We start from the raw sequence: 25,116 nt of genomic DNA, 5'->3' as shown, positions 1-25,116 counted from the left end.
AAGCACCGGGCACGGGGGCCGACCTGGCGTCGTCGGCATGGCGAACATCGAATCCGTCACCCTGGACGTGGCCGACACCGCGGCCGCCCGCCACTTCTGCGCCGACGCGTTCGGCTTGACCGACCAGCTCCGCCTGCGGACCTCCGAGGCGCCGACGACCGGTTTCCGCGGCTACGCGCCGGCGCTCACGGTGTCCCGGCCGGCCACCGTCGACAGCCTCGTCGCGACCGCTCTCGAAGCCGGCGCCACCACGCTCAAGCCCGCCGCCAGGTCGCTGTGGGGCTACGGGGCCGTCGTGCAGGCGCCGGACGGCGCGATCTGGAAGGTCGCGACCTCGGCCAAGAAGGACACCGGGCCGGCGGACCGGCGGATCGACGAGGTCGTGCTGCTGCCGGGAGTCGCGGACGTCGCCGCGAGCAAGCGGTTCTGCACCGGGCGGGGGCTCGCCGTCGGCAAGAGCTTCGGCCGCGTGTACGTCGAGTCCGCCACCACCGCGTCGGGTCCCGTCAAGCTGGCGCTGTACCGGTGTCGCGCGCCGGCCAAGGACGTCGGCGTCACGCCCGACGGCGCCGGCTCGCACCGGCTGACGCTCGGCGGCGACCGGCTCACCCGACCGCCACCCTTGCCATAGTCCGACGATCGGTATATACCGATCACATGAGAGACGGTCCCTTGAGGGAGCCGACGTTCCTGATCCTCACGGCGTTGGCCGCGCGGGCGCAGCACGGCTACGGCATCCTGCTCGACGTCGAGGAGATCTCCGGTGGTCGGGTCAAGCTGCGCGCGGGCACGCTGTACACCGCGCTGGACCGGTTGGCCGCGGACGGCTGGGTGGCGGTCGACCGGGAGCAGGTCGTCGACGGCAGGCTCCGCCGCTACTACCGGCTGACCGACGAGGGGGCGGCCAGGCTGGAGGTCGAGGTGCTGAGGTTGCGGGCGCAGACCCGAGCCGCGCAGCGACGCCTGCGGCTCCGACCGGCGGGAGGCACGGCGTGAGCGGGCTGGAACGGCGTTACCGGCGGTTGTTGGGGTTGTACCCGCGCGATCACCGCGCCCGCCACGGCGAGGAGATGCTGGCGGTGCTGATGGCGGGGGCCGGCGGTCGGACCCGGCCGAGCCCGCGTGAGCACGCCGACCTGCTGTGGGCCGCCGTGCGGCTGCACCTGCGGCGGGTGGTGGCGGCCGACGGCGGCGTCGACGCCCGGGACGTGCTCGCGGTCGTCAGCCTGCTCGCCCCCGTGTCACTGCTGGCCGGCGCGACGACCGGCGTGCACGAGGTCGCGTGGTTCGTGAAGGCGGACAGCCTGGGGGACATGCCCTGGGCCACGCAGTTCCCGGACGCGCCGGTGTGGGGCCTCTGGGCCGTGGTGGCCGCCCTCGTCCTGCTCGGGCGGTCACGGGCCGGTGCGGTGGTCGCGTGGGCGGCCGTGGTCTGCTCCGTGCTGGTCGCGGTGTTCCTCCCGCACCAGCACTGGTGGAGCGGGATGGACGCGGGGTGGATCCTGGTGGGTCTGCTGACCGCGGTCGCGCTGACGTGGTCGCCGGGGCCGGCGCGCGGTCGGGAACTGGCCGGCGGCCGGGCGGTCCCCGTGATGGCCGCGACGGTCGGCGTGACCGTGGTGCTGGGCGTCTTCGGCCACGGCGTGGCGCCGGCCGAGTTGCTCGGGCTCGCAGTGGTCGTCGTCGGCACCCTGGTCGCCTGCGGGCGGCGGTCGCGCGTCGGCCGCCGGGCCGCGTTGATCCTGCTGCTGCCGACGGTGACCACGGCGCTGGGCTTCGCGCAGTTGCTCCTGTCGTTGCGCATGCCGACCTCCTTGGAGGTGGCCGTGTTCTACGGCCTGCCGGTCGTGGCGCTGCTGGCGCTGGGCGGCCTGCCGCGCCGCGTGCGCAGGCGTCCCGACCGACCGATCACCTGACCGTCCGGAGCGAGGGCGCCCGGCTGCGGCCGGGCGCCCGTCCCCCCAGAATTCACTCCGTAGGGTGGTCTTCCGAACCACCCCGACGTGACGGCACGTACCCCCGGTGCCGAACGTCCCGTGCACGACGCGTGGCCTCCGACGCCCCGTTCACCCCACGGTCAGGACGATGTCACCGGAACCGGTGACGCGGTGTCCGGTTCGGCGCCCCGGACGGGCCGGCCCAGGGCCGACTGATCGACCTCGGGGCGCTCCCGGAGCGCCCCGACCGCGATTGCCGCCCCCGCGACCGGCGCTTACGCTCGGTGCACAGGACGGCCCCCAGATGCCGCCGGCGACGAGTCGGCCGCCCGAACGGGGCGACACCGGATGGCAGGTCGTGGACCCCCGATGACGGATCGAGGTCCACCGCGGCCCACCGTGACTTCCGCGCAGGAGCGACCATGCCAGAAGCGCCACTCCAGTCCACCGCCTCCCCCCGACCCGGCGACGGCATCCGCGACGACGCCCTGGTGGCCGCCGTGTCGCACGACGCCCTGGCCGTCCCCGGTGCGCCGTGAGCGCCGAGCACGTGGCGGTCGCCGTGGTCGGCGCGGGGATCGGGGGCCTCGTCACCGCCTTGGCGTTGCGCCGCACGGGTGTCCGGGTCGTGGTGTTCGAGCAGACCGAAGCCCTCACCGAGGAGGGGGCGGGGCTGGCGCTGGGCGCGAACGGCATCCGGCCGCTGCTGCGGCTGGGCCTGGGCGCGGAGATGCAGCGGGTGGCCTTCCAGCCCTCGCGCGTCGTGTTCCGCCACTGGCGCACCGGCGGGGTGCGGCAGGCGCTGCCCCTCGGCCGTGACTACGAGGACCGGTTCGGCGCGCCGTACTACACCTTCCACCGCGCGGACCTGCGCCGGCTGCTGGCCGAGCGGTACCGCGACGAGGGCGGCGAGCTGCGCACCGGGCACCGCTGCCTCCGCGTCACCCCGTCGGCCGACCGGGTGGTGGTCGAGTTCGACGGCGACCGGCGGGTCGAGGCCGGTGTGGTGGTCGGCGCGGACGGCGTGCACTCCGCGGTGCGGACCGGCGTCGTCGGCGCCGACCGCGCGGTCTACTCGGGCCGGTCGGGCTACCGCGGCCTGGTCGCGGCCGACCTGGTCGGTGACGCGGTGGACGACGAGCTGGCGTTCCACCTCGGCCCGAACAGGCACCTGGTCGCCTACCCGGTGCACGGCGGCGACACGGTGAACTTCCTCGCCGTGGTGCGGGACCCCCGGTGGACCCGGGAGTCGTGGGTGCGGCGCGGCCGGGTCGCCGACGTGCTGGCCGCGTTCGCCGGGTGGTCGCCCGCCGTCACCCGGATCCTGGGGGCCGCCGACGAGGTGTCGCACTGGGGCCTGTTCGACCGGGAACCCGTCGACCGCTGGAGCCTGGAGCGGGTGACGCTGGTCGGCGACGCCGCGCACCCGATGCTCCCCCACCAGGGTCAGGGCGGTAACCAGGCGGTCGAGGACGCCGTGGTGCTGGCGGCCTGCCTGCGCACGTGGCCGGACCGCCCCGCGCTGGCACTGGACCGCTACGAACGGGCCCGCCGCACCCGGACCCGCATGCTGCAACGCGGCTCGCGGCACAACGGCGAGTGCTACCAACTCCCCGACGGACCCGCCGCCGACGCGCGGGACGCCAAGCTGCGCCGGCTGCCGGAGGACATGGCCTGGATCCACGGCTACGACGCGGAAACCGCGCTGGCGACCTCGGAGGGGACCCACCACGGCGAACTGGTCTGAACTCGACGCCGACCGTCCGACCGGTGCCGGGGCGACGCGCGGAACCGGCACGCCCCACGGCTTTGCTGCCACAGCAACGCGAACGGCTCACCGCGGAACTGGACCAAGTCGCCACCGGGCGGACCGCGGACCTGCGCGCAGACGATCCCGAGGCGAAGCGATCGCTGCTTTCGGCGGCGCCGGCGCGACAAGCGACCGAGACGGTCACCGGCACCGGCACGTCACCGACACAACCGGGTTCCCGCGCCGTCCCGGACGGCGCGCGCCGGGAGACCTCGACGCGATCCAGGCCGTGCTGCCCGGGTCAGGTGCGTCGACTTCATGCCGACGAGGGCCGCCGCGCTCAGCAGGTGAGCAGTTGGGACGGCGGGGTCGTGCGGTCGAGCCGTTTCACGTAGGCGTCCCCGCCGACGGCGGCGCGCTGCGCGCACGCCTCGTCCTGGGTGCCGAAGGTGCCGTAGTACACCGCGTAGATGTCGGCCCCGTCGAGTTGGTGGCGCAGCGAGCCGCACCCGGTCGTCGGCGAGTGCAGGTACCGCGCGCCGGGGTGGTCGGACAGGAGCCGCTGGACGTCGGTGCGGTACCGCCCCGGTTCGACGGCCGCCCCGACGAACGTGACGTAGGCGCCGTCACAGGTGGGCACGCTCATCGGCTCGGCCAGACCGAGGTCCGCGCCGGGTGGCGCCACGACGGCCGGCGGCACGCTGACCGGCGGTGGTGAGGTCGTCGTAGGTGCGGCTGTTGTCGTCGACGAAGGCGTCGGGGTCGACGACGTGGTGGTCACGGCGGCGCTCGCCGGGGTGAATCGCTCCGCTGGCGTCCCGTCGGCGCTGGTCGCGGTCCCCGGCGTCGACCGTCCGGCGAGGCTGACCGCCGCGCTCACCGCAGCCGTCGCCAGCACGACTGCCACGGCCGCGACCAGCCACAGCGTCCGCCGAGGCCGTGCGACCGCGTGCACCGACGTCGGCCGGGGCGCGACCGGCGGCAGCGGGGCGGGCAGCGCGTGCCCGGCGAGCGCCGCCCGCGCGGCGGCGGCCAGTTCGGCCGCGCTCGCGAAGCGGTCGGCCGGGTTCTTCGCCATCCCCCTCGCGACGACCGCGTTCAGGGCGGGCGGCAGCCCGGGGCGCAGCGCGTCGAGCGAGGGTGGCGGCTGGTTCAGGTGCGCGCCGATCAGCGACGCCGCGGTGGTGCCGGCGAACGGCTTGCTGCCGGTCAGGCACTCGTGCAGGAGGCACGCCAGCGAGTAGACGTCCACCCGGTAGTCGGTGGGGCCATCGCCGAACCGCTCCGGCGCCATGTAGTCCAGCGTGCCGATCGCGGCACCGGTCCCGGTCAGCCCCGTCGTCGCGTCCAGCGCCCGTGCGATCCCGAAGTCCACGAGATACGCGAACCCGGCGTCGGCGATGAGGACGTTGGACGGTTTCACGTCCCGGTGCACCAGGTTCTGCGCGTGGGCGGCGCCGAGCGCCTGCGCGACCTGCTCGACGATCCCCACCGCCTCCCCGGGGTCGAGCGGGCCGCCGCCGCGCAACCGCGCGGCCAGATCCTGCCCGTCGACGAGCCGCATGTCGAGGTACAGCCGCCCGTCCAGCTCACCGTAGGCGTGGATCGGGATGATGTGCGGCTCCTGCAACCGCGCCACCGCGTGCGCCTCCCGCCGAAACCGCTCCCGGTACTCCGGGTCCTCCGCGAACCGCGCGGCGAGCAACTTCAGCGCGACCATCCGGTCGTGCCGGGTGTCGTAGGCACGCACCACCTCGCCCATCCCGCCCCGCGCGATGAGCGACTCCACCCGATAGGGCCCATACTCCCAGACCACTGAACAACCCTCCGGCCCTCGTATCGCGCCCGACCACCCACACGTCGGGCCACCCCTCCCGTTCGTTACAAAGGGCCGGCGGCCAGGAACCCACGAACACCTGGGCTTTCCGGTGGCTTTCCGGTGGCTTTCCGGGCATGGTCCGATAGGGACTGAAGGCAGTCGTCCGTGGCACCACCGAGGAAGTACCCCGACGAGTTGAGAGCGCGTGCGGTCCGGTCGCACCGGGAGTCGACTACACCTCGCCGACCGCGGCGGCTTGGATGGATTTGCGCAGGGCCGGGCCGATCGGTCCGCTGAGTTCCGCGAGTTCCTGGATCCGCTGCTTGTTGGCACGTTTGGTCTTGCGGTCGAGGACGAGAGCGAGGTCGGCGGCGGCGATGATGGCCACGAGTGCGGCGTCGGCGGGGTCGATGCTGTCGAAGGGCTCGTGCAGGACGGCGTTGACCCGGCCGACGAGTTCATCGCGGACGCGGGGATCGCGGATGGTCACCCTGGTGGCGGGGAACAGCCCGAGGATCTTGCGGGGTTGGAGGTGAACCCAGCCGCCGTCGTCGAGGTGCCGGCGTACCGCTCGGAAGGTGGCGCCCTGCCCGTGGTTGATCCAGGACTGCCACGCGTGTGGCTTGGACCCGGCGATCTCCTCGAGGAGCGCGTCGAGGACGGGATCGTCGCAGGGGCGCCGGACGTGGATGGTGGCACGGCCGCGTTCGTCGGTGAGGTGGCCGCCCAGGTAGAGGTCCGCGAGGGTCGCGGCGCGGAGCATGGCGCCCAGGTGGGTCCCTGAGCCGACCTTGCCCTTGTCCGGGTTGTACGCCAGCAGGTAGACGCGCTCGGGGAGGCTGCGGGGCACGGCCATGTCATGCTTCTTTCGGGTTGTGCGTGGCCGGGGATACCGAGATGCCCGTGGTCAGCGCTGTTCGGACGATGCGGATGGCCTCGTTGGTGTCGATGCCGAGGCCGGCGATGACGGCGGCGTAGTCGGCGGCGGCGCGGCTTGCCCGTTCGCGTCCCTGCTCGCCGGCCGCGGACACGAACGAGCCGGCCGACCCACGGGTTTCGATCAGACCCGCCTCCTCCAACTCCCGGTAGGCCCGGCCGACGGTGTTGACGGCCAGGCCGAGGTCCGCGGCCAGCCGGCGGAGGGTCGGCAGCCGGGTGCCCACGGCGAGCGTGCGGTCCTGGATCTGCCGGGCGAGTTGGGCACGGAGCTGCTCGAACGGCGGGACGGGCGAGGCCGCGTCGATGGAGATCATTCGGGTCACGGTGCGCTCATGGCGTTCCGCGCCACCGCGGCGCTCCGGGCGGTCCGCGCCTCGATCAGGGCCAGCGCGATGACGCTCAGGACGATGAAGGCGACCCAGGCGGCGTTCCACCAACCGAAGGCGGTGCTGAACACCGACACGACCGGCAGCGACCACACCGACCACACCGCGGTGGGCGCGGCGCCGACTCGGGCGTCCTCGACCCGCATGATGACGTCGGCGGTCAGCGAGACCTCGTCGTCCGCCACGACCGGGTGCGTCAGGACGTGGCGCAGCTGGACGACAACGCCGACGGCGAGCCCGCACAGCCCGATGAGCAGGATGACCGCCGCATACCTCGCGGTGGGGTCGTCCAGCGTCAAGGTGCCGATCGCCGGCGCCGTCCCGCCCGCGAACGTGGCGACCGCGAACGCGGCACGTGGCCGGCCGAGCACGGTGCGCCAACCGAGCCGGACCGGGTGGGCCGCCCGTCGCGGCAGCGTCGCACCGGCGCGCCGGTCGACTCGCCGCACCCACCAGTCCAGCGACGACTGGGCCAGCACCAACCCGACCACCAGCGCCGTCAACACCAGCAACGACCAGCGCCGATCCCCGGACCCGTCCACCGTGCCGCCGGTGTAGGTGAGCGCGACCGCGATCAGGAACGCGGCCAGCAGGACGGAAGCAGCCAGCCGGGCACGTCGCCGGACCTCCAGACGTGTCGCCAGCAACGCTGTCGGCCGGACGTCGGCCAAGCCGTGCCCGGTCAACCACACACCGGCCCGTTCGAGGTCCGCCGGACGCACCGAAAGGTCGGCACCCGGCGAGGTCCCCTTCGGCATGACGCCTCCTATGTCGCAACTTCTGTCTCAACATGGTGCGTCAAGATTTGCGACAAGTCAACCGGCCGCGGAGCAGGCGCTCGGCGCGGCGACCTCGGCGTTGACCGGTTCGGCGGTCAGCGGCTCCGACGTGCACCGGGTGGACGAACGGGCAGCGGTGCGGTTCGAGAACGCGTCGCGCGACCGGGTGAACCGGGGTGCGACCGTCGACGGCAGGCCGCACTCGACCTCGCGTGGATGGACGGTTCCACTGTGGATGATCGTCCGCGAGGACCGGCGTCGCGAGCGCTACGACGGCACGGTCGAGCCGGCCCGGCGGAAGTCCCGCGACCGCGACGGGATGCGCAGGAGGCTGTCACGGTGTTGGGAGCACGTCCGGGTGATCGTGCCCTTGCTGTACGAGGTGGCCCGGAAGCTGGTGTCCGCCTGGACCGGGATCAGGCGCGGCCGGGTCAGAGGTAGGCGAACAGGGGCGGGAAGAGCAGGACGACGACCCAGGCCCACACCGCGTAGACCGGCAGGTAGGCGGTCTGCCAGCGTTCCAGCGCGGTGAACGGCGCGCGGCGGCGGATCAGTGACAGCATCAGCCACGCCGTCCACGCCAGGTTGGCCAGCAGGATGACGTTCTCGCCCAGTGCCGCCGCCTTGTTCGGCGTGGTGCCGAACTCGGTGATCCGGCCGGTGATCTCCAGCAGCACCAGCACGTCGATCACCAGCGCGCTGACCACGAGGGCGAGCTGGAGCTTGTCGAACCCACCGGGAGGCGCCAGCGGATCGCGGGCCGAGAACGAGTAGAGCAGCAGGCCGAGCACCACGACCAGCAGCAGGTCGAACAGGATCAGCGCCTCGCGTTCGACGTCGATGCCGGAGCTGGTGACGCCGAGCGTGACCAGGAACGCCAGCAGCACCGCGGTGAACAGCGGGGTGAACAGGCGCGTCAGCACGGGGGCGATGTTCTCCACGACGCTCTGCTTGGCCTCGACGAGCCACCCGGCCACGACCGCGGCCGCCGCCGCGCCGCACGGCAGCACCCACTGCGAGACGACGGTCTCCGGCGAGATGCCGATCGCCTGGAACGTGCCGAAGGTGAACCCGATCAGCACGCCGCCGCCGAGCGCGATGAGGACGTAGTAGATGAACCACTCGCCGGTGAAGCGGACGAAGTCCATCCGTCGCCGTGACGACCGCACGTCGTCGGACACGTAGGCCAGGCCGACCACGAACCACAGCGCGATCGGCAGGTGGATGCCGGTCAGGACCAGCGACTGGGAGTCCTCCGCGAGCGGGTAGGCGTTGGCGGCGACGGCGCCGAGCGCGAACAGCGCCACCAGCACGCCGACCAGCCCGGTCGCGGCGCGGCGGCGCCAGGCCAGGAAACCCGCCAACCAGGGCAGCACGAGCAGGCCGACGTTGGGCACGTAGAACGCGGCGTCGTCCTCCAGGGTCAGGCCGAACAGCTCCGGCGCCTTGACCGACGCCGCCGCGCCCACCGCGCAGGCCACCATCACCCACAGGTCGCGCCGCGACCGCCCGCCCGGCGCGGGTCCGTCGGGCCCGCCGGTCAGCACCAGCTGCTTCCACAACCGTTCCGAGTGCTCCCGGGCGAACTCGCGGGACAGCTCGTCCAGGCTGCCCATGCGCTTGACCGCGACCAGGAACGCCTCGTCGGCGTGCAGCCCGGCGGCCAGGAGGTCGTCGACCGAACCCCGCAGGTGGTCTTCGAGCTCGTCCACGTCGGCCTGCCGCAGCTCCCGGCGCCGCTGCACGTAGTGGCGCCACTGGGCGAACTGCGCGTCCAGGTCGCCTCGGTCGTCGGTCATGCGAAGCCTCTCAGGGGGAACGCGGTCGACGGCCGAGGCCCGTCCGGACGGGGCCAGATCTCCTGGAGCGCGCCGACCACCGTGTCCCACTGCCGGCGCTGCTCGGCCAGCTCGGCCAGGCCGCCGCGGGTGATCCGGTAGTACTTGCGCCGCCGCTCGCCGGCGACCGACTGCCAGCTCGACTCGACGTGCCCGAGTCGCTCGAGCCGGTGCAGCAACGGGTAGAGCAGGCCCTCGGTCCAGTCCAGCTCACCGCCGGACAGCTCGTTGATCCGCCTGAGGATGGCGTAGCCGTAGCTGTCCTCCTCGGCCAGGATGCCCAGCACCATAGGGGTCGCCGAGGCGGCCACGAGGTCCTTGGTGACCTTCACGCGAACTCCCCTCGGCGACGTGACCTAGATGTGCAAGGCATAGTACTTCTAGGTATCAAGGCGTAGCAAACAGCGCGGACGGACCATCTGGGACGCAGGCGGCGGAACTCCGATGGTCGGCGCTCTCATCACGTTGACCGAACACCCGGAAGTGGGATTCTGGTGGCGTGCAGGGCAACTCCAGATCCTGGCCGGCCAACTGCTTCCGGTTGCTGCTGGTGGAGGACGACCGCGAGCTCGTGGAGTTGCTCGCCGCCGCGCTGCGCGACGAGGGCTACGCGGTGGACGTCGCCCTGGACGGGCAGCGCGGGCTGCACCTCGCCCTGACCCGCCCGTACGACGTGGTGGTCATCGACCGCGGCCTGCCCGGCCTCGACGGGCTCGACCTCCTGGTGCGGCTGAGGTCGAGGTCGGTGCGGGCGCGGGCGTTGATCCTGACCGCGCTGGGCACCGTCCACGACCGGATCGACGGTCTCGACGCGGGCGCGGACGACTACCTGGTGAAGCCGTTCGACCTGGACGAGCTCAGCGCGCGGCTGCGGGCCCTGTGCCGGCGGGCGCTGGAACTGGCCGACGTGCTGCGCATCGGCGCCGGGCACCTCGACGTCGGGCAGCGGGAAGCGGTGCTGCCCGACGGCGGGCGGGTGCCGCTCACCGCCCGGGAGTTCACCCTTCTGCGCGTGCTCGCCACCCATCCGGACACGGTGCACACGCGGGCGTCGTTGCGGCGCGTGGTGTTCCCGGACGCTTCGGCAACATCCATTGTGGACACTTACGTGTACTACCTGCGGAGCAAGATCGACCGTTCGGTGGTGCACACGGTGCAAGGACTCGGATATCGCTTGGGGGCGTTGTGAGCCGTTCGTGGGCCGAGGCGGAACGGGCGGTGATCCGGCGGGCCCGCCTGCGGATCAGCGTGCTGGTCGGGCTGGCGATCACCGTGCTGGTGGCGTTCGTCGGCGGCATCGCCTACGGCGTGATGGTGCAGGCGCAGGTGGCGCAGGTGACGCGCGAGCTGCGCTACAACGCCCAGTTCGGCGCGCCGTCGACGCCTCCGGGGTGCACGTGGCTGTTCATCCTCGACGACGGCGTGCTCGACGACGGCGTGCTGAAGGTCCCGCCGGGCTTCCCGCTGCGCGACGACCTCGACGCGGTCGAGGCGTCGGGCGGGGTCGTCGAGCGCGACCTGCGGCTCAACGGCACCGAGTACCTGGTGCTGACCCAGCGCGGCGCGGACGGCACCACCGTGCAGGCGGTGTTCGACACGCGCTACCAGCTCGCCGACCGGCGGCACCTGCTGCTGGCGCTGGTGATCGCGGAGCTCGGCGGCCTGCTCGCGGCGGCGTTGTTGGGGCTGGGCGTCGGCCGCGGCACGGTCGCGCCGCTGGCCGAGGCGCTGGCCAGGCAACGGCGGTTCGTCACGGACGCCAGCCACGAGCTGCGGACCCCGATCGCGCGGGCGTACACGCGGGCGCAGCTGCTCGCCCGCTGGGCGAAGGCCGCGGACCTGCCCGACGACCACCGCGACAGCCTCGACGCGCTCGCCAGCTCGATCCGCGGGCTCGGCGACGTGGTGGACGACCTGCTGCTGTCGGCGCGGCTGACCCGCCAGTCCGAGGGTCCCGGCGGCCGGGCGGTCGACCTGGCCGCGCTGGCGGAGTCCGCGGTGCGGACCGAGGGCGACCGGGCGGACGAGCGGCGGATCACGCTGACCGTCGAACGCCCCACCGGTCCCCTGATCGTGACCGGGGTCGAGACCGCGTTGCGGCGCGCGGTGGACGAGCTGCTGGCGAACGCCGTGCGCCACACACCGGAGGGCGGTCGGATCGACGTGCGCCTCGGGCTGCGGGGCGGGCAGGTCGAGCTGACGGTCGCGGACACCGGCGAGGGGTTCGACCCGGTCGAGGCGGACCGGCTCTTCGACCGGTTCCACCGGGGGCCGGTCGGTCCGGGCGCGCCGGAGCGGCGGTTCGGGCTGGGGCTGGCGCTGCTGCGCGAAGTGGTGACCGGCCACGGCGGGACGGTGGAAGCCGTCGGCCACCCGGGCCAGGGCGCGCGCTTCACCCTGCGCTTGCCGGCCGCCCCCGACACCGCCGGCGCCGCGACGGACGAGGCGATCACCACCGGCCCGCGCTGACCGGGCCGCCCGAGGCCGCGGCACCCGCCCCGACCGGCACGGGCAGCGGTGGCCGAGCCCGCGCGACGACCCGACCACCGCCACCGCGCGCCGACCACGACCGGCGAAGCGATCGGCACGAGCACCCGGCGACCGGCCCGACCGCCACCGCCACCGGAGATCAGTACCGGCCCGAGGTGACCAGGTCGGCGGCCACCCGCACATCCGCGTCGAGGGGCCGGTCGGGGTCGACCGGGGCGATGGCGTCGGAGAGGGCGTCGAGCAGCGCGGCGCAGCGGGGGGAGGTCGGGCGGCGTCCGCCCACGTGGACCGCCTGGCGCAGGCCGAGGGCCAGTGAGCCGCACAGCAGCCGGAGCAGCTCGGCGAGGTCGTAGGAGCGCAGCGCGGCCTGGGTGCCGAACGGCACGACGTCCTGGTTGTGCAGGTTGGTCGGCAGGCTCTGGGTGCTCGCCGGCACGGCCGCGCGGCGGATCTCGGCGACGAACGCGGTCGTGGCCAGCTGCACGCCCTGCAGCCCGTGCTGGCGTCCGGGCCCGGCGGCGAGCATCGGCGGCAGGCCCGTGTTGCGGGCCGGGTCGACCAGCAGGTCGAGCTGCCGTTCGGCGAGGTTGCCCAACGACGCCGTCACCATGGCGAGCACGTCGGCGGCGAACGCGGCCGGCTGGCCGAAGAAGTTGCCGCCGTGCGCGACGAGGTCGTCGCCGGGGAAGAACAGCGGGTTGTCGCTGACCCCGCCCAGGTCGGCCGCCACGACACCGTCGACGTAGCGCAACGCGTCCTCCGCCGCGCCGAGCAGCTGCGGCGAGCACCGGATGCTGTAAGGCTCCTGGAGGGCGCGCTCCCCGGTCGGGATCGTGCCGACGAGGGTGGCGCGCATGCGGTCGGCGACGGTGGCCGCGCCGGGGTGCCCGTAGGCCGAGACCAGGCGGGGGTCGAGGAAACCGGGGTCGGCGCCGAGCACGTCCACGAGCAGGCACGTCAAGTCCTGGATCGCCCGGTGCGAGGCTCGCACCCCGTCCAGCGCCAGGGCGGTGGCGGCGGTCGTGACGGACGTGCCGTTGACGAGCGCCAGCGCGTCGCGCCCGTCGAGGGTGAGCGGGGTCAGCCCGGCGCGGTCCAGGGCGTCCCGGGCGGGCATCCGCTCGCCGTCCACGTAAGCGTGGCCGCGCCCGCGCAACGCCTGGGTCGCGTAGGCGAGCGGGATGAGGTCGCCGCTGGCGCCGACCGACCCGTAGCGCGGGATCGCCGGGACGAACGTGGTCGCGAACATCGCCGCGAGCCCGTCCACGACGTGCCCGGACACCCCCGAGAGGCCTTGGGCGAGCGACCACGCCCGCACGAGCAGCGCGGCGCGGGCGATGTCGGCGGGCAGGTCCGGCCCCTGGCCCGCGCCGAGGTGGGCGAGGGTGTTGTCGCACTGGTCCGCCTCGTCCTCCCGGCCCGCGAAGCCGATCAGCGCGCCGAACCCGGTCTTCGCGCCGTAGACGGGTCGTTCGTCGTCGGCGAGCACGGCGCGCAGGTACTCGCGCCCCCGGTCGACCCGCTCCCGGACGGCGGGGCTGACGAGCACCGGCAACGGCGCTGCCGCACGGTGGAGGTGGTCGCTCCGCAGGGGCGCGCCGAGGTCCACGGGTGCGTCGGTCACGGTCGTGGTCACGGCACCGACAGTAGGCAGTCGATCTCAGAGAGTTCTGAGATCCGGTGCGTAGCTTCCTGGCTCATGGCGCACGACTACCTGATCATCGGGGCGGGACCGGCCGGTTTGCAGCTCGCCGCCCTGCTGGAGCGTGACGGTCGCGATTACGCCGTCCTCGAACGCGGCACCGGACCGGGCACCTTCTTCACCCGCTACCCGCGGCACCGGACCCTGATCTCCATCAACAAGGTGCACACCGGTTTCTCCGACCCGGAGCAGCGGCTGCGGATGGACTGGAACTCGCTGCTGACCGACGACCCCGACCTGCTGTTCACCCGCTACAGCGACCGGTACTTCCCGGCCGCCGACGACCTGCTCCGCTACCTGGCCGACTTCGCCGCGGCCACCGGGGCCCGGGTCCACTACGACACCGAGGTCACGCGGATCTCCCGTGACGACGACGGTTTCGCCGTGCTCGACGGCGGTGGCCGGACGTGGCGCGCCGCGCGGGTCGTGGTGGCGACCGGGGTTTCGCAACTGCACCTGCCGCCCATCCCGGGCATCGAGCACGCCGAGCGGTACGACACGTTCGACACCGACCCGGAGTCGTTCACCGACCAGCGGGTGCTCGTGATCGGCAAGGGCAACTCCGGGTTCGAGACCGCCGACTCCCTGGTGGAGCACGCGGCGGTCATCCACGTGGCGGGTCCGCACTCGGTGCGGCTCGCGTGGCAGACGCACTACGTCGGCCACCTGCGCGCGGTGAACAACAACTTCCTCGACACCTACCAGCTCAAGTCGGAGAACGCCGTCCTCGACGGCACGGTGGAGCTCGTCGAGCCCCGACCAGGCGGTGGTTTCCGCGTCCTGTTCCGCTACGCGCGCACCGTGGAGTCGTTGCGGGAGCTGGAGTACGACCGGATCGTGGTGTGCACCGGGTTCCGGTTCGACGCCTCGGTGTTCGACGACAGCTGCCGCCCGGCGCTGGTGATCGACGACCGGTTCCCCGAGCAGACGCCCGCCTACGAGTCGACCACGGTGCCGGGCCTGTACTTCGCGGGCACGCTCACCCAGCAGCGCGACTTCAAGAAGTCCACCAGCGGGTTCATCCACGGCTTCCGGTACGGGGTCCGCGCCCTGCACCGCGTGCTCGCCGCCCGCCACCACGACACCCCGTGGCCGTCGACCGCGCTGGCGCCGTCGCCGGAGGCGATCAGCGACGCGCTGGTGGCCAGGGTGAACCGGTCGTCCGCGCTGTGGCAGCAGTTCGCGGTGATCGGCGACGTGGTCACGGTCTCCGGCGGGACCGCCCGGTACGAGGAGGAGGTGCCGGTGGCCTACCTCGCCGACGGCGGCCTCGGCCCGGCCGAGCACCGGTTCGTGGCGACGCTGGAGTACGGGCCGGACCACGACACCGTGGACCCCTTCGACATCACCGTCCCGCGCGTGGCGGAGAACGACGCGGCCAACGCGCAGGACGCGAGCTACCTGCACCCGGTGGTGCGCCACTACCGCGACGGCGTGCTCGCCGCGACCCACCACCTGGCGGAGAACCTGGAGAACCACTGGGACCTGCCGGCGGTGCACCAGCAGCCGTTGACCGCGTTCGTGAAGGAGTGCCTTGCCGGCGCGTGACGCCGAGCCGTTCCCCCGCGCGGTGCTCGACGTGCTCGAGACCGCCGGTGGACGGCCGGTGTTCGAACACGGCTCGCGCGTGGTGAGCGGCGCGGAGCTGCTCGACCTGGTCTCGCGGATCGCGGCCGGGTTGCGCAAGAACGGGCTGGGCCCGGGTGACGGCGTCGCGCTCGTGCTCGGCGTCGACCCGGAGGCGTTCGCCACGATCCTCGCCGCGCACGCGGTGGGCGCGCGGGTGCTGGGCGTGCGGCCGGGTCTGCCCGACGATCAGGTGCGCCACCTGCTCGGCCTCGACATCACCGCCGTGATCACCGACTCGGACGCCGCCGCCGCGCGGGCCACCGCCGCGACGGGCGCCCGCGTGCTGACCGTCGACTCGTTGCGCAAGTCCCGGGCCGAGGGCCGGCCGCGGTGCGCCGGCAGGCTCGCCGACGTCGCCCGGCTGATCCACACCAGCGGCAGCACGGGCGCGCCCAAGGCGTGCGCGCAGACCTACGCCGCGATGACGGACGCGTGGGCCGCGCGACCGGACGCGTGGCCGCCCGCGATCCGCGAGCTGGCCTCCCGGCTGGACCGCTTCCTGGTGTTCGGGTCGCTGTCGAGCCAGGTGATGTTCGAGTACGCGGTGCTGACGATCACCGCCGGTGGCGCCGCGGTCGTCGCCGACCGACCCGGTTTCCCCGAGGCGATCACCCGCCACCGCGCCTCGGCGAGCGTGTTCACCGTGCCCCGGCTGGCGAAGCTCGTCGCCGCGCAACGCCGCGCGCCGGCCGACCTGTCGACGTTGCGGGCGCTGATGGTGTCCGGGTCGCCGCTGACCGCCGCGCGGCACCGCGAGGCGCTGGACGTGCTCGGACCGGTCGTGTTCCACGGCTACGGCCAGACCGAGACGGGCATGATCGCGATGGCGACCCCGGCCGACCCGCCCGGCACGGTGGGCGTGCCACCCGCGGCCGTGCGCGTCGAGGTGCGCGCCCCGGACGGCGCGCCGGTCCCGCCGGGCGTGGACGGGGAGTTGTTCGTCCGCACGCCGGCGCAGGCCGGCGCGTACTGGGCGGACCCGGAGCGCTCGGCCGAGGTGTTCACCGGCGGCTGGGTGCGCACCCGCGACCTGGGCCACGTCGACGCGGGCGGCCACCTGCACCTGACCGGCCGGACCAGGGACGTGGTCATCGTCAACGCGAACCTGCACTACGCGGGGCCCATCGAGCGCGTCCTCGCCGAGCACCCGGACGTCGCCGAGGCGTACGTGGTCGCCGTGCCGGACGAGGACACCGGCGAGGCGGTGCACGCGTTCGTCGTGCCGAGCGGTGGTCGGACGCCCGACCTCGCGGCACTGCGCGCCCTGGTGACGCACCGGCTGGGCGCGGCGTGCGCGCCGGTGGCCGTGACCGCGATCGAAGAACCGCCGCTCGCACCGAGCGGCAAGCCGGACAAGCGCCTGCTGTCCCGCTCCCGGACGTGAGGAGAAAGTCGTGTCCAGCGAGGTTTCGACGGAGTGTCTCGTGATCGGCGCCGGCCCGGCGGGGCTCCAGGCGTCGTACCTGCTCTCCCGCGCCGGGCGGGACCACCTGGTGCTGGAGGCCGGTGACGCGCCCGGCACCTTCTTCACCCGCTTCCCCCGGCACCGCACCCTGATCTCGATCAACAAGCCGATCACCGGTTGGGACGACCCCGAGCTCGACCTGCGCACCGACTGGAACTCGTTGCTGTCCGACGACCCGGCGCTGCTGTTCACCCGCTACACGCCGCGCTACTTCCCGCACGCCGACGACATGGTCCGCTACCTGGGCGACTTCGCCGCCGCGCACGACCTGCCGATCCGCTACGGCACGTCGGTGGTGGAGGTGACCAGGCCGGACGACTTCGTGGTGCGCGACCAGAACGGCGACACCTACCGGGCCCGGCGGATCATCGTGGCCACCGGTGTGTCCAAGTCCTACGTGCCGCCGATCGACGGGGTGGAGCTCGCCGAGCGGTACGACGAGGTGTCGGTGGACCCGGCGGACTTCACCGGGCAGCGGGTGCTGATCATCGGGCGCGGCAACTCGGCGTTCGAGACCGCGGACAACCTCGTCGAGACGACGTCGGTCATCCACGTCGCCGGGCCCGGCTCGCTCAAGCTGGCGTGGCAGACCCACTTCGTCGGCCACCTGCGCGCGGTGAACAACAACTTCCTCGACACCTACCAGCTCAAGTCGCAGAACGCGCTGCTGGACGGTCGGGTCGTGGACATCCGCCGGGACGGCGACGGCTTCCTGGTGCGGGTCAGCTTCGTGCGGGTCGACGAGCGGGTGAAGGAGATCCGCTACGACCGGGTGATCCTGGCGACCGGGTTCCGGTTCGACGCGTCGATCTTCGCGCCCGAGTGCCGTCCCCGACTGACGATCAACGACCGCTTCCCGGACCAGACCGCCGCCTGGGAGTCGGTGAACGTGCCCGACCTGTTCTTCGCCGGCACCATCACGCAGGCCAGGGACTTCAAGAAGTCGACGAGCGGGTTCATCCACGGCTTCCGGTACGGGGTGCGGGCGCTGCACCACGTCCTGGAGCACCGCTACCACGGCGTGGCGTGGCCGAGCCGGGACCTCGCCCCCACCTCCGAGGCGGTGGCCGACGCGGTCATCGAGCGGGTGAACCGCACCTCCGCGTTGTGGCAGCTGTTCGCGTTCATGGCGGACGCGGTGCTGGTCGGGTCGGACGGCGCGCTGCGCTACGCCGAGGAGGTGCCGTTGGCCCACCTGCACGAGGCGGTGGGCCGGGGCGACTTCGGCGACGTCGAGTCCTACCTGGCGGTGACGCTGGAGTACGGCGAGGGCCACGACCGGATCAACCCGTTCGACGTCACCGAGAGCCGGGTGTCCCAGCAGGACACCAGCGGCCTCGACGGCCGCTACCTGCACCCGGTCGTCCGGCACTTCCGGGACGGGGTCCTGCTCGGCGAGCACCACCTCACCGAGAACCTGGAGAACGAGTGGGACAGCGAGGACGTGCACCGGGCGCCGCTGCTGGCGTTCCTCGACACCCGACTCGCCCGGACCGCCGCGGTCTCGCCGTGAGCACCTGGATCGCCGGGTTGCCCGAACAGGCCCGCGCGGTGCTCGACCCGGTGCACTACGACTACTACGCGGGCGGTGTCGGCGACGAGGTCGTGCTCGGGGAGAACGAGGCGGCGTTCCGACGCCTGGCCCTGCTGCCGAGGGTGCTGCGCGGCCGGTCGGAGCGGGACCTCTCGGTCGAGCTGCCCGGCGGTCGCCTCGACCTGCCGGTGCTGATCGCGCCGACCGCGTTCCACCGGCTGGCCCACCCGGACGGCGAGCTGGCCACGGCGCGGGCCGCGGCGGCGGCGGGAACGGTGCTGGTGTCCGGCGTGGCGGCGACCGTGGCGATCGGCGAGGTGGTGGCGGCGGCGCGGTCCGCGGCCGCGGACGCGTCCGTCTGGTTCCAGCTCTACCCGCAGCCCGACGAGGACGTGACCGCGTGCCTGGTGGAGCGGGCGGAACGGGCGGGGTGCGCGGCGCTGGTGGTGACCGCCGACTCGCCGGTGTTCGGCCGCCACCGCCGCGACGCCGAGCACGGCTTCCACGACCTGCCGGCCGGGCTCGCGGCGGAGAACATGCGCGACCTGCCCGGCGCGCCGCCGGGCGGCGTGCGGGACATCGAGATGTCGCCGTCGGTGTCGTGGGCGCACCTGGACCGGTTGCGGGAGCTGACGTCGTTGCCGGTGTGGCTCAAGGGCGTGCTCCACCCGGCTGACGCGGTGCTCGCGGTCGAGCACGGGATGGCCGGGATCGTGGTGTCCAACCACGGCGGGCGCCAGTCCGACCTCGCGCCCGCCGCCGTCGAGGCGCTGCCCGCGGTGGTCGACGCGGTGGCGGGCCGGGTGCCGGTGGTGCTGGACGGCGGCGTCCGCTCCGGTGGTGACGTGGCCGTGGCGCTCGCGCTCGGCGCGGCGGCCGTGGGCGTCGGCCGGCCGGTGCTGTGGGGTCTGGCCGCGGCCGGCGAGCCGGGGGTGGCGCGGGTCCTGGACGTGCTGCGCGACGAGTTCGACCACGTCCTCGCGCTGTGCGGCGGGCGTGACCCGGCCGACCTCACCCGCGACCTGGTGGTCGCGCGCGGGACGGGGGTGTTCGCGCGGTGTGGGTGACCGGGGTGCTCGCCGCCGCCGCGGTGCTGACCGCGCCGCGCTGGCTGCCGGCACGGGTGGTCGCCCTGCGCGGCAAGGTGTTCGAGAAGGTCAACGGGGACGACGCGATCACGTTCCCGAACGCCGACGTCGGGCCGGACCGGTTCCAGGAGGTCTACGGCCACCCGGCGGCGAACGGCCGCAGCCGGGGCGCCGGGCTGTCGGACCTGTTCTGGTACTGGCTCTCCCCCGGCCCCGAAGTGCACCAGGAGCACTTGGAGGCCGGACCGCGCTACGACGACGTGGCCCGCACGACGCGCGCGCTGCTGGCCGGGCCGGGCGACGCGCTGTCGGCGGCGGCGGCCCGCTGCGCCGGGCGGGTGCTCGACGAAGTCGTCACCGGGCAGGTCGCGCTGGTGCGACTGCGGGACCTGATGACGCCGGTGTGGGCGGAGTACTTCTACGAGCTGGTGTTCGGCGAGCCGTGCCCCCGCGAGGCGCGCGACCTGATCGTGGGGCACGCCGACGACGTGGTGACGTCGTTGAAGTGCACCGGCCTGCGCCACCCCGCCCGGCGGGCGCGGCTGACCCGCTACCTGGCCCGGCGGGTCGCGGCGGGCGACGTGCGGCGGCCGTTGCCGGCGAGCCTGTCGCCCGCCGAGCAGGTGCACTACCTGCAAGGCACGTTCTTCAACACCGCCGTGGTCCAGATGTCCGAGGCGATGGCGCACGTGCTGCTCGCGCTGGCGCAGCACCCGGACGTGGCGGCCCGGCTCGCCGCGGACGAGCGCTACTTCGCCCACGTCCTGGACGAGACCATGCGGCTCTACCCGCTGTTCGGCATCGCGCACCGCATCACCACCGGGGACATCGCGCTGGACGAGCGCACCACGCTGCCCGCCGGCTCGGTGCTGTGCTTCAGCTACCCCGACTACCACGCCACCGGCTACGCGCGCCCGGACGTGTTCGACCCGGACCGCTGGCGGGACGTGCAGGCGCGGACCGCGCACCACATCCCGTTCGGCGTCGCCGCCAACCGGCCCTGCCCGGCCTGGCGGCTGTCCCCGCTGGCGCTGCGCGGCGCGACCGCCGAGGTGCTGCGCCGCGTGACGCTGCACTCCACGGTCACGCACACCCGGTCGTTGCCGAGCCGCGGCCCGTGCCTGCTGGTGCGGGCGGGCGAGCCGCTGCCACCGCGTCGCCTCGCGGTGCTCGGCGCGTTCCTGCGCGTGCGGGACCGGTGGGAGGACGTGTGGCGCAGCGTCGTCCAGCTCGTGCTCGGCACGGTCATGGTCCTGCACGCCCACCGGCTGCGGCTGGCCGGGCGCTACTTCGACACGCACGACACCCAGGGTCGCCCGCTGCGGCAGGAGCCGCCTTCCACCCAGGAGATCACCGAGTGAACCAGATCCAGTTCGCGTTGAAGGTGTTCGCCGCGCTCGCGGTCGTGCTCGCCGCGACGACGTTGTGCGGGCGCATCGCCATGGCGGTCAAGCAACCCAGGGTGGTCGGCGAGATGGTCGCCGGCGTCCTGCTCGGCCCGGCCCTGCTCGGCGCCGTGGCGCCCGGCGTGCAGGCCCAGGTCTTCCCGGCGGACGTCAAGGACACCTTGTACGTGCTGAGCACGATCGGGCTGACGTTCTACATGTTCCTGGTCGGGTCCTCGCTCGACCACAGCCTGGCGAGCGGGCAGCGCATGCGGCGGGCGGTGGCGCTCGCGGCGTCGGGCATCCTGCCGACCTTCGCGCTGGGCGCGGGCGCGGCGGCGCTGTTCTTCGGCTCGCTGAGCCCGGACGGCACGACCCGGTGGGAGTTCATGCTGTTCGTCGGCGGCGCGCTGTCGATCACCGCGTTCCCGATGCTGGCGCGGATCCTCCAGGAGCGCGGGATCGCGAACACCCCCATCGGCGGCCTCACCCTGGTCGCGGCGGCGATCGACGACGCGGCGGCGTGGGTCATCCTGGCGGTGATCATCGCGGTCGCGGCGGCGGGCAGCCCGTTCGACGCGGTGGGCACGGTGGCGGGCGCGGCGGTGTTCGCGCTGCTGATGCTCACGGTGGGGCGCGCCCTGTTCTCCCGGCTGGGCGCGCGGGTGGAGCGCGAGGGCCGGATGAGCCGCGACGTGATGGCGCTCGTGCTGCTCGTCGTGCTGCTGGCGGGGTGGTTCACCGACTACATCGGCGTGTTCTCGGTGTTCGGCGGGTTCATCACGGGTCTGGCGATGCCGCAGTCGGCGATCGTGCGCCGGGAGCTGGAGACGCGGCTCACGGACCTGAACTCCATCCTGCTGCTGCCGGTGTTCTTCGCGTTCAGCGGGCTGAACACGCAGGTGTCCGGCTTCGGCGCGGGCGGCGGGCTGTGGTTGCCGCTCGCGGTGATCATGGCGGTCGCGTTCGCGGGCAAGTACCTCGGCTGCGCGGTGGTCGTGCGCGCCCAGGGCTTCTCGTGGCGCTACGCGTCCGCGGTCGGAGGGCTGATGAACGCGCGGGGGCTGATGATCCTGATCTTCATCAACATCGGCCTCGCGCACGACATGGTGACGCCGGAGTTGTTCGCGATCCTGGTCGCGGTCGCGATCGTGACCACCGCCGCCGCGATGCCGATCTACCGGGCGTCCCTGCCCGAGAGCCTGGAGCGCGGCACGACCGACTTCATCCCGTCCACGGTGCCCGCGCCGAACAAGTGAGCCTCACCGCGGGCTGAGAGGAGCCGTCGTCGGCGGACGGCGGCTCCTCGCCGACTCCCAGGTCGGCCACAGCAGGGCGGCGGCGATCACGACGGGCGACCAGAGGGCCAGCCGCTGCCACACGAGGTCGTCGGTGCGGACGACGTGCAGCTCGTGGAAGACGGCGTGCGGCAGGTGGAACAGCAGCACGCCGGCCAGCAGCGCGGCGACGAACACCGGTTCCGGCCGCTTCAGGCAGACCAGCGCCAGGGGCGCCAACTGCAGCAACGCCATCCCGTAGTCCCGCACGAGGTGCTCGTTGTACGGCGGGTACAACGCCACCCAGCCGACCTCCGGCGTCGGGTACCCGGAGAAGAACCCCTCCGGGGCCAGGGCCGCCCACAACCCGACCGCCACCTGCACCAGGACCAGCAGCGCGCACCCGACCCGCAACACGACCCGTGTGTCCACTGCCCCACACCCTCCCGGTGCTCGCCGACACCGGTTTCTAGTCGCGGGGCCCGCGTCCCGCACGCCGAACCGGGGCGGATCACCCGGTCGGGACTCGCCGTGCCGCGATCGTGGAGCCGGTGGCGGGAGGGTGGTCTCGTGGACGCCGTCGGTCCCGGTGGCCGGTTTCGACCGCCGGGCGACGAGCCTGGCCGCGTTGCGCACGGCGGCCGACCCGGCGCGTGCGGCCGGCGCGGAGCCGCGCCGGCCGCACGTGCGCGCTACACCGGCCGCCGACCTCCGGCCCCGGCCGGCGCCCCGACCTCCACCAGGCCGGTCAGGGCCGTCGGCAACGGGTCCCGGTGCAGCACGCCGAGGCGCTGGGTGGCCCGGGTGAGCGCGACGTAGAGCTCGGCCGCGCCGCGCGGGCCGTCGGCGAGGATCCGCGCCGGCTCCACGACCAGGACGGCGTCGTACTCCAGGCCCTTCGTCTCCGACGCGGGCACCGTGCCCGCCATGCCCGCCGGCCCGATCACCACGCTGGTGCCCTCACGACCGGCCTCGTCCCGGACGAAGTCCTCGATGGCGGCCGCCGTCGCGTCCTCCTCGACCCGCCTCGACCACGGCTGGACGCCGCACGCGCGCACCGACTCCGGCGGCTGGACCCCCGGCGCGAACTCGGCGAGCAGCGCGCCGGCGACGGCCATGATCTCCGCCGGGGTGCGGTAGTTCACCGTCAGCGCCCGGTAGACCCAGCGCCCCGGCACGTACGGCTCCAGCATCGCGTCCCACGACCTCGCACCGGCCTCGGACCGGCGCTGCGCGAGATCGCCGACCACGGTGAACGAGCGGCCCGGGCACCGCCGCATGAGCACCCGCCAGTCCATCTCGGACAGCTCCTGCGCCTCGTCGACCACCACGTGCCGGTAGGTCCAGTCCCGGTCGGCGGCGGCGCGCTCGACCAGCTCCCGCGTGTCGCGTTCGAGCACGCGGTCCGCCAGGTCCTCGGCGTAGAGCAGGTCCGTGGCGTAGAGGTGGTCCTCGTCGTCCATCGAGTCCTGGCGGCCGTGCAGGCTGTCCAGCACGCCCTCGGCGTACTCGGCCTCCGCCTTGCGCTGCCGCTCGGCGGTCCGGTCCGCGGCCTGGTCCCGGCCGAGCAGGTCCACCAGCTCGTCGAGCAGCGGCACGTCCGACACCGTCCAGGCGTCGCCGTCGACACGCCACAGCGCCTCGTCCGCGCCCGCCGCCCGCAGCCGTTCCCGGGACGTGTACAGCGAGGACAGCAACCCGGCCGGCGTCAGGACCGGCCACAGCTCGTCGAGCACGGCGACGAACTTGTCGTCGTCGGCGAGCTCCTTGACCAGGTCCGCCCGCAGGCGGTCCCACGCCTCCTTGTTGTCCCTGGTGAGCCAGCCGCGGCCGATCCGACCGATCGCCCGTTCGGTGAGCACGTAGGTGATGATCTCGCTGAACACCGCGCGGGCCTCGTTGTGCGGCAGCCCGCTCGCCCGCGCCTCGTCCCTGGCCCACTCCGCGGTGGCGGCGTCGATCCGCGCCGGGCCGCCGCCCAGCTCGACGGTCAACGGCTCCACCGGCAGCAGCTGCCGATCGGCGACCGCCGCCGCGAGCACGTCCAGGATCTCCAACGAGCCCTTGAGCCGCGCGGCGGCCGGCGTGTCGTCGGCCGTCACGCGCAGACCGGGCACCAGGTCGCCCGGCGTCATGAACACCACGTCGGACTCGCCGAGCGACGGCAGCACCCGGCCGATGTGGTTCAGGAACGCCGGGTTGGGCCCGACCACCAGCACCCCGTGCCGCTCCATCCGCTCGCGCTGGGTGTAGAGCAGGTAGGCGACGCGGTGCAGCGCGACGACGGTCTTGCCGGTGCCCGGTCCGCCCTCGATCACCAGCACGCCCGGGTGGTCGAGCCGGATGATCTCGTCCTGCTCGGACTGGATCGTCGCCACGATGTCGCGCATGCCCTCGCCGCGCGGCGCGTTGACCGCCGCGAGCAGGGCCGCGTCACCGCGCTCGCCGCCGTCGGGGCGGCCGAGCACCTCGTCGGTGAAGTCCGCCACCAGGCGACCGCGGGTGTGGAACTGCCGGCGGCGGCGCATGTTCTCCGGGTTCGCCGCGGTGGCGACGTAGAAGGGGCGCGACGCGGGCGCACGCCAGTCGAGCAGCACCGGCTCGTACTCGTCGCCCTCGTCGAACAGCCCGATCCGCCCGATGTACGAGCGCTCGCCCGTGAGGGTGTCCAACCGGCCGAAGCACAGCCCGTTGTCGGCCACGTCCAGCCGCTTCGCCGCCTTGGCCAGCGTGCGGACCTCGACGTCGCGCTCCATGGGCGTGCCGCCGGTGCCGCGCAGCGCCGCGTCGTACTCCCCCTTCACCCGCGCGCGCTCCGCGTCCAGCCGGCGGTAGAGCCCGGCCACGTAGCCGCGCTCGGACCGCAGTTCGTCTTCGTACCCCTGAGTTGACACATGCCCCTCACAGCGCTAACTTGGTTTTAGATTCGGCGGGTTCTCCACTGCATTTCGGAGCGCACGCCGACTTTTTATTGTCCGGCCCCTGTCAAGCCCCTCCCGCGCCGCGCCGGCGGGGGCGTCGCGCCCGGACCGCGCCAAGCCCTCGACCGGTCAGGCGACCACTCCTGCGGGCACTCCGGCCAGACCTTGATGTTAACG

Annotated in this window: 21 protein-coding genes; 12 read left to right on the top strand and 9 right to left on the bottom strand. The window is 73.6% G+C overall.

What is annotated here, in order from left to right:
- Nucleotides 1–37: 37 nt before the first annotated feature.
- The 4 genes from EDD40_RS39680 (at nucleotide 38) to EDD40_RS39665 (ending at nucleotide 3,684) form a co-directional block, all read left to right on the top strand.
- Nucleotides 38–631, top strand: coding sequence for a VOC family protein (locus EDD40_RS39680; protein ID WP_170185375.1), 594 nt, complete (start codon nucleotides 38–40; stop codon nucleotides 629–631).
- A 26-nt stretch (nucleotides 632–657) separates the two neighbouring features.
- Nucleotides 658–996, top strand: a complete 339-nt coding sequence (locus tag EDD40_RS39675) for a PadR family transcriptional regulator (RefSeq protein ID WP_123747437.1) — start codon at nucleotides 658–660, stop codon at nucleotides 994–996.
- The gene (locus EDD40_RS39670) at nucleotides 993–1,916 is read left to right on the top strand and encodes a hypothetical protein (RefSeq protein ID WP_123747436.1); all 924 of its coding nucleotides are present in this window, start codon (nucleotides 993–995) and stop codon (nucleotides 1,914–1,916) included. The genes EDD40_RS39675 and EDD40_RS39670 overlap by 4 nt, the downstream gene beginning before the upstream one ends.
- 556 nt (nucleotides 1,917–2,472) lie before the next feature.
- Complete coding sequence (locus EDD40_RS39665; protein WP_123747435.1) at nucleotides 2,473–3,684, top strand: FAD-dependent monooxygenase; 1,212 nt, start codon at nucleotides 2,473–2,475, stop codon at nucleotides 3,682–3,684.
- Between the two features lie 343 nt (nucleotides 3,685–4,027).
- Here EDD40_RS39665 and EDD40_RS39655 read toward each other — a convergent pair whose 3' ends face one another.
- From EDD40_RS39655 to EDD40_RS39630, 6 genes are all read right to left on the bottom strand, one after another.
- Complete coding sequence (locus EDD40_RS39655) at nucleotides 4,028–5,476, bottom strand: serine/threonine-protein kinase (RefSeq protein WP_246038223.1); 1,449 nt, start codon at nucleotides 5,474–5,476, stop codon at nucleotides 4,028–4,030.
- Nucleotides 5,477–5,738: 262 nt separating this feature from the next.
- Nucleotides 5,739–6,362: a GOLPH3/VPS74 family protein gene (locus EDD40_RS39650; protein WP_123747433.1), complete on the bottom strand. Its 624-nt coding sequence runs from the start codon at nucleotides 6,360–6,362 to the stop codon at nucleotides 5,739–5,741.
- A gap of 1 nt (nucleotide 6,363) precedes the next feature.
- Entirely contained in the window at nucleotides 6,364–6,759 is a 396-nt protein-coding gene (locus EDD40_RS39645; RefSeq protein WP_123747432.1) for a GntR family transcriptional regulator, read from the bottom strand.
- Nucleotides 6,760–6,764: 5 nt separating this feature from the next.
- Nucleotides 6,765–7,589, bottom strand: a complete 825-nt coding sequence (locus EDD40_RS39640; RefSeq protein ID WP_123747431.1) for a hypothetical protein — start codon at nucleotides 7,587–7,589, stop codon at nucleotides 6,765–6,767.
- Between the two features lie 452 nt (nucleotides 7,590–8,041).
- Entirely contained in the window at nucleotides 8,042–9,409 is a 1,368-nt protein-coding gene (locus EDD40_RS39635) for a permease prefix domain 1-containing protein (protein WP_123747430.1), read from the bottom strand.
- Nucleotides 9,406–9,780 (bottom strand): PadR family transcriptional regulator, encoded by a 375-nt coding sequence (locus EDD40_RS39630; protein WP_123747429.1) that lies wholly within the window; start codon nucleotides 9,778–9,780, stop codon nucleotides 9,406–9,408. Before EDD40_RS39630 ends, EDD40_RS39635 begins: the two co-directional genes overlap by 4 nt.
- A gap of 209 nt (nucleotides 9,781–9,989) precedes the next feature.
- On the opposite strand from EDD40_RS39630, the gene EDD40_RS39625 reads away from it, so the two are divergent.
- Both EDD40_RS39625 and EDD40_RS39620 read left to right on the top strand, forming a co-directional pair.
- On the top strand, nucleotides 9,990–10,637 hold the full coding sequence (locus tag EDD40_RS39625) for a response regulator transcription factor (protein ID WP_123748631.1): 648 nt from the start codon (nucleotides 9,990–9,992) through the stop codon (nucleotides 10,635–10,637).
- A complete protein-coding gene (locus EDD40_RS39620; RefSeq protein ID WP_123747428.1) occupies nucleotides 10,634–11,917 on the top strand; it encodes a sensor histidine kinase in 1,284 nt (427 codons plus the stop codon). Before EDD40_RS39625 ends, EDD40_RS39620 begins: the two co-directional genes overlap by 4 nt.
- A gap of 160 nt (nucleotides 11,918–12,077) precedes the next feature.
- Here the strand turns inward: EDD40_RS39620 and EDD40_RS39615 are convergent, their stop codons facing one another.
- On the bottom strand, nucleotides 12,078–13,574 hold the full coding sequence (locus tag EDD40_RS39615; RefSeq protein WP_211348355.1) for an aromatic amino acid ammonia-lyase: 1,497 nt from the start codon (nucleotides 13,572–13,574) through the stop codon (nucleotides 12,078–12,080).
- Between the two features lie 63 nt (nucleotides 13,575–13,637).
- Here EDD40_RS39615 and EDD40_RS39610 point away from each other — a divergent pair, with 63 nt between their 5' ends.
- From EDD40_RS39610 to EDD40_RS39585, 6 genes are read left to right on the top strand one after another with little or no spacing between them, the layout of a single operon-like run.
- Nucleotides 13,638–15,188 (top strand): FAD-dependent oxidoreductase, encoded by a 1,551-nt coding sequence (locus EDD40_RS39610; protein WP_123747427.1) that lies wholly within the window; start codon nucleotides 13,638–13,640, stop codon nucleotides 15,186–15,188.
- Entirely contained in the window at nucleotides 15,175–16,653 is a 1,479-nt protein-coding gene (locus EDD40_RS39605) for a class I adenylate-forming enzyme family protein (protein ID WP_211348354.1), read from the top strand. Before EDD40_RS39610 ends, EDD40_RS39605 begins: the two co-directional genes overlap by 14 nt.
- Nucleotides 16,654–16,663: 10 nt before the next feature.
- A complete protein-coding gene (locus EDD40_RS39600) occupies nucleotides 16,664–18,247 on the top strand; it encodes an NAD(P)-binding domain-containing protein (RefSeq protein ID WP_123747426.1) in 1,584 nt (527 codons plus the stop codon).
- Nucleotides 18,244–19,335 carry an alpha-hydroxy acid oxidase gene (locus EDD40_RS39595; RefSeq protein WP_123747425.1) on the top strand — a complete coding sequence of 364 codons (1,092 nt, stop codon included), beginning with the start codon at nucleotides 18,244–18,246 and terminating at the stop codon, nucleotides 19,333–19,335. The genes EDD40_RS39600 and EDD40_RS39595 overlap by 4 nt, the downstream gene beginning before the upstream one ends.
- Entirely contained in the window at nucleotides 19,326–20,717 is a 1,392-nt protein-coding gene (locus EDD40_RS39590) for a cytochrome P450 (protein WP_123747424.1), read from the top strand. Before EDD40_RS39595 ends, EDD40_RS39590 begins: the two co-directional genes overlap by 10 nt.
- Nucleotides 20,714–22,000 (top strand): cation:proton antiporter, encoded by a 1,287-nt coding sequence (locus EDD40_RS39585; protein ID WP_123747423.1) that lies wholly within the window; start codon nucleotides 20,714–20,716, stop codon nucleotides 21,998–22,000. Before EDD40_RS39590 ends, EDD40_RS39585 begins: the two co-directional genes overlap by 4 nt.
- A gap of 3 nt (nucleotides 22,001–22,003) precedes the next feature.
- Here the strand turns inward: EDD40_RS39585 and EDD40_RS39580 are convergent, their stop codons facing one another.
- Nucleotides 22,004–22,450 carry a hypothetical protein gene (locus EDD40_RS39580; RefSeq protein WP_148089063.1) on the bottom strand — a complete coding sequence of 149 codons (447 nt, stop codon included), beginning with the start codon at nucleotides 22,448–22,450 and terminating at the stop codon, nucleotides 22,004–22,006.
- Between the two features lie 260 nt (nucleotides 22,451–22,710).
- Nucleotides 22,711–24,912, bottom strand: a complete 2,202-nt coding sequence (gene helR / locus EDD40_RS39575; protein WP_211348353.1) for an RNA polymerase recycling motor ATPase HelR — start codon at nucleotides 24,910–24,912, stop codon at nucleotides 22,711–22,713.
- Nucleotides 24,913–25,116: the final 204 nt, after the last annotated feature.

The organism is Saccharothrix texasensis, assembly GCF_003752005.1.
Taxonomy (GTDB): domain Bacteria; phylum Actinomycetota; class Actinomycetes; order Mycobacteriales; family Pseudonocardiaceae; genus Actinosynnema; species Actinosynnema texasense.
The sequence above is the reverse complement of the archived record's forward strand: the minus strand, read 5'-3'. Positions and strand labels throughout refer to the sequence as shown.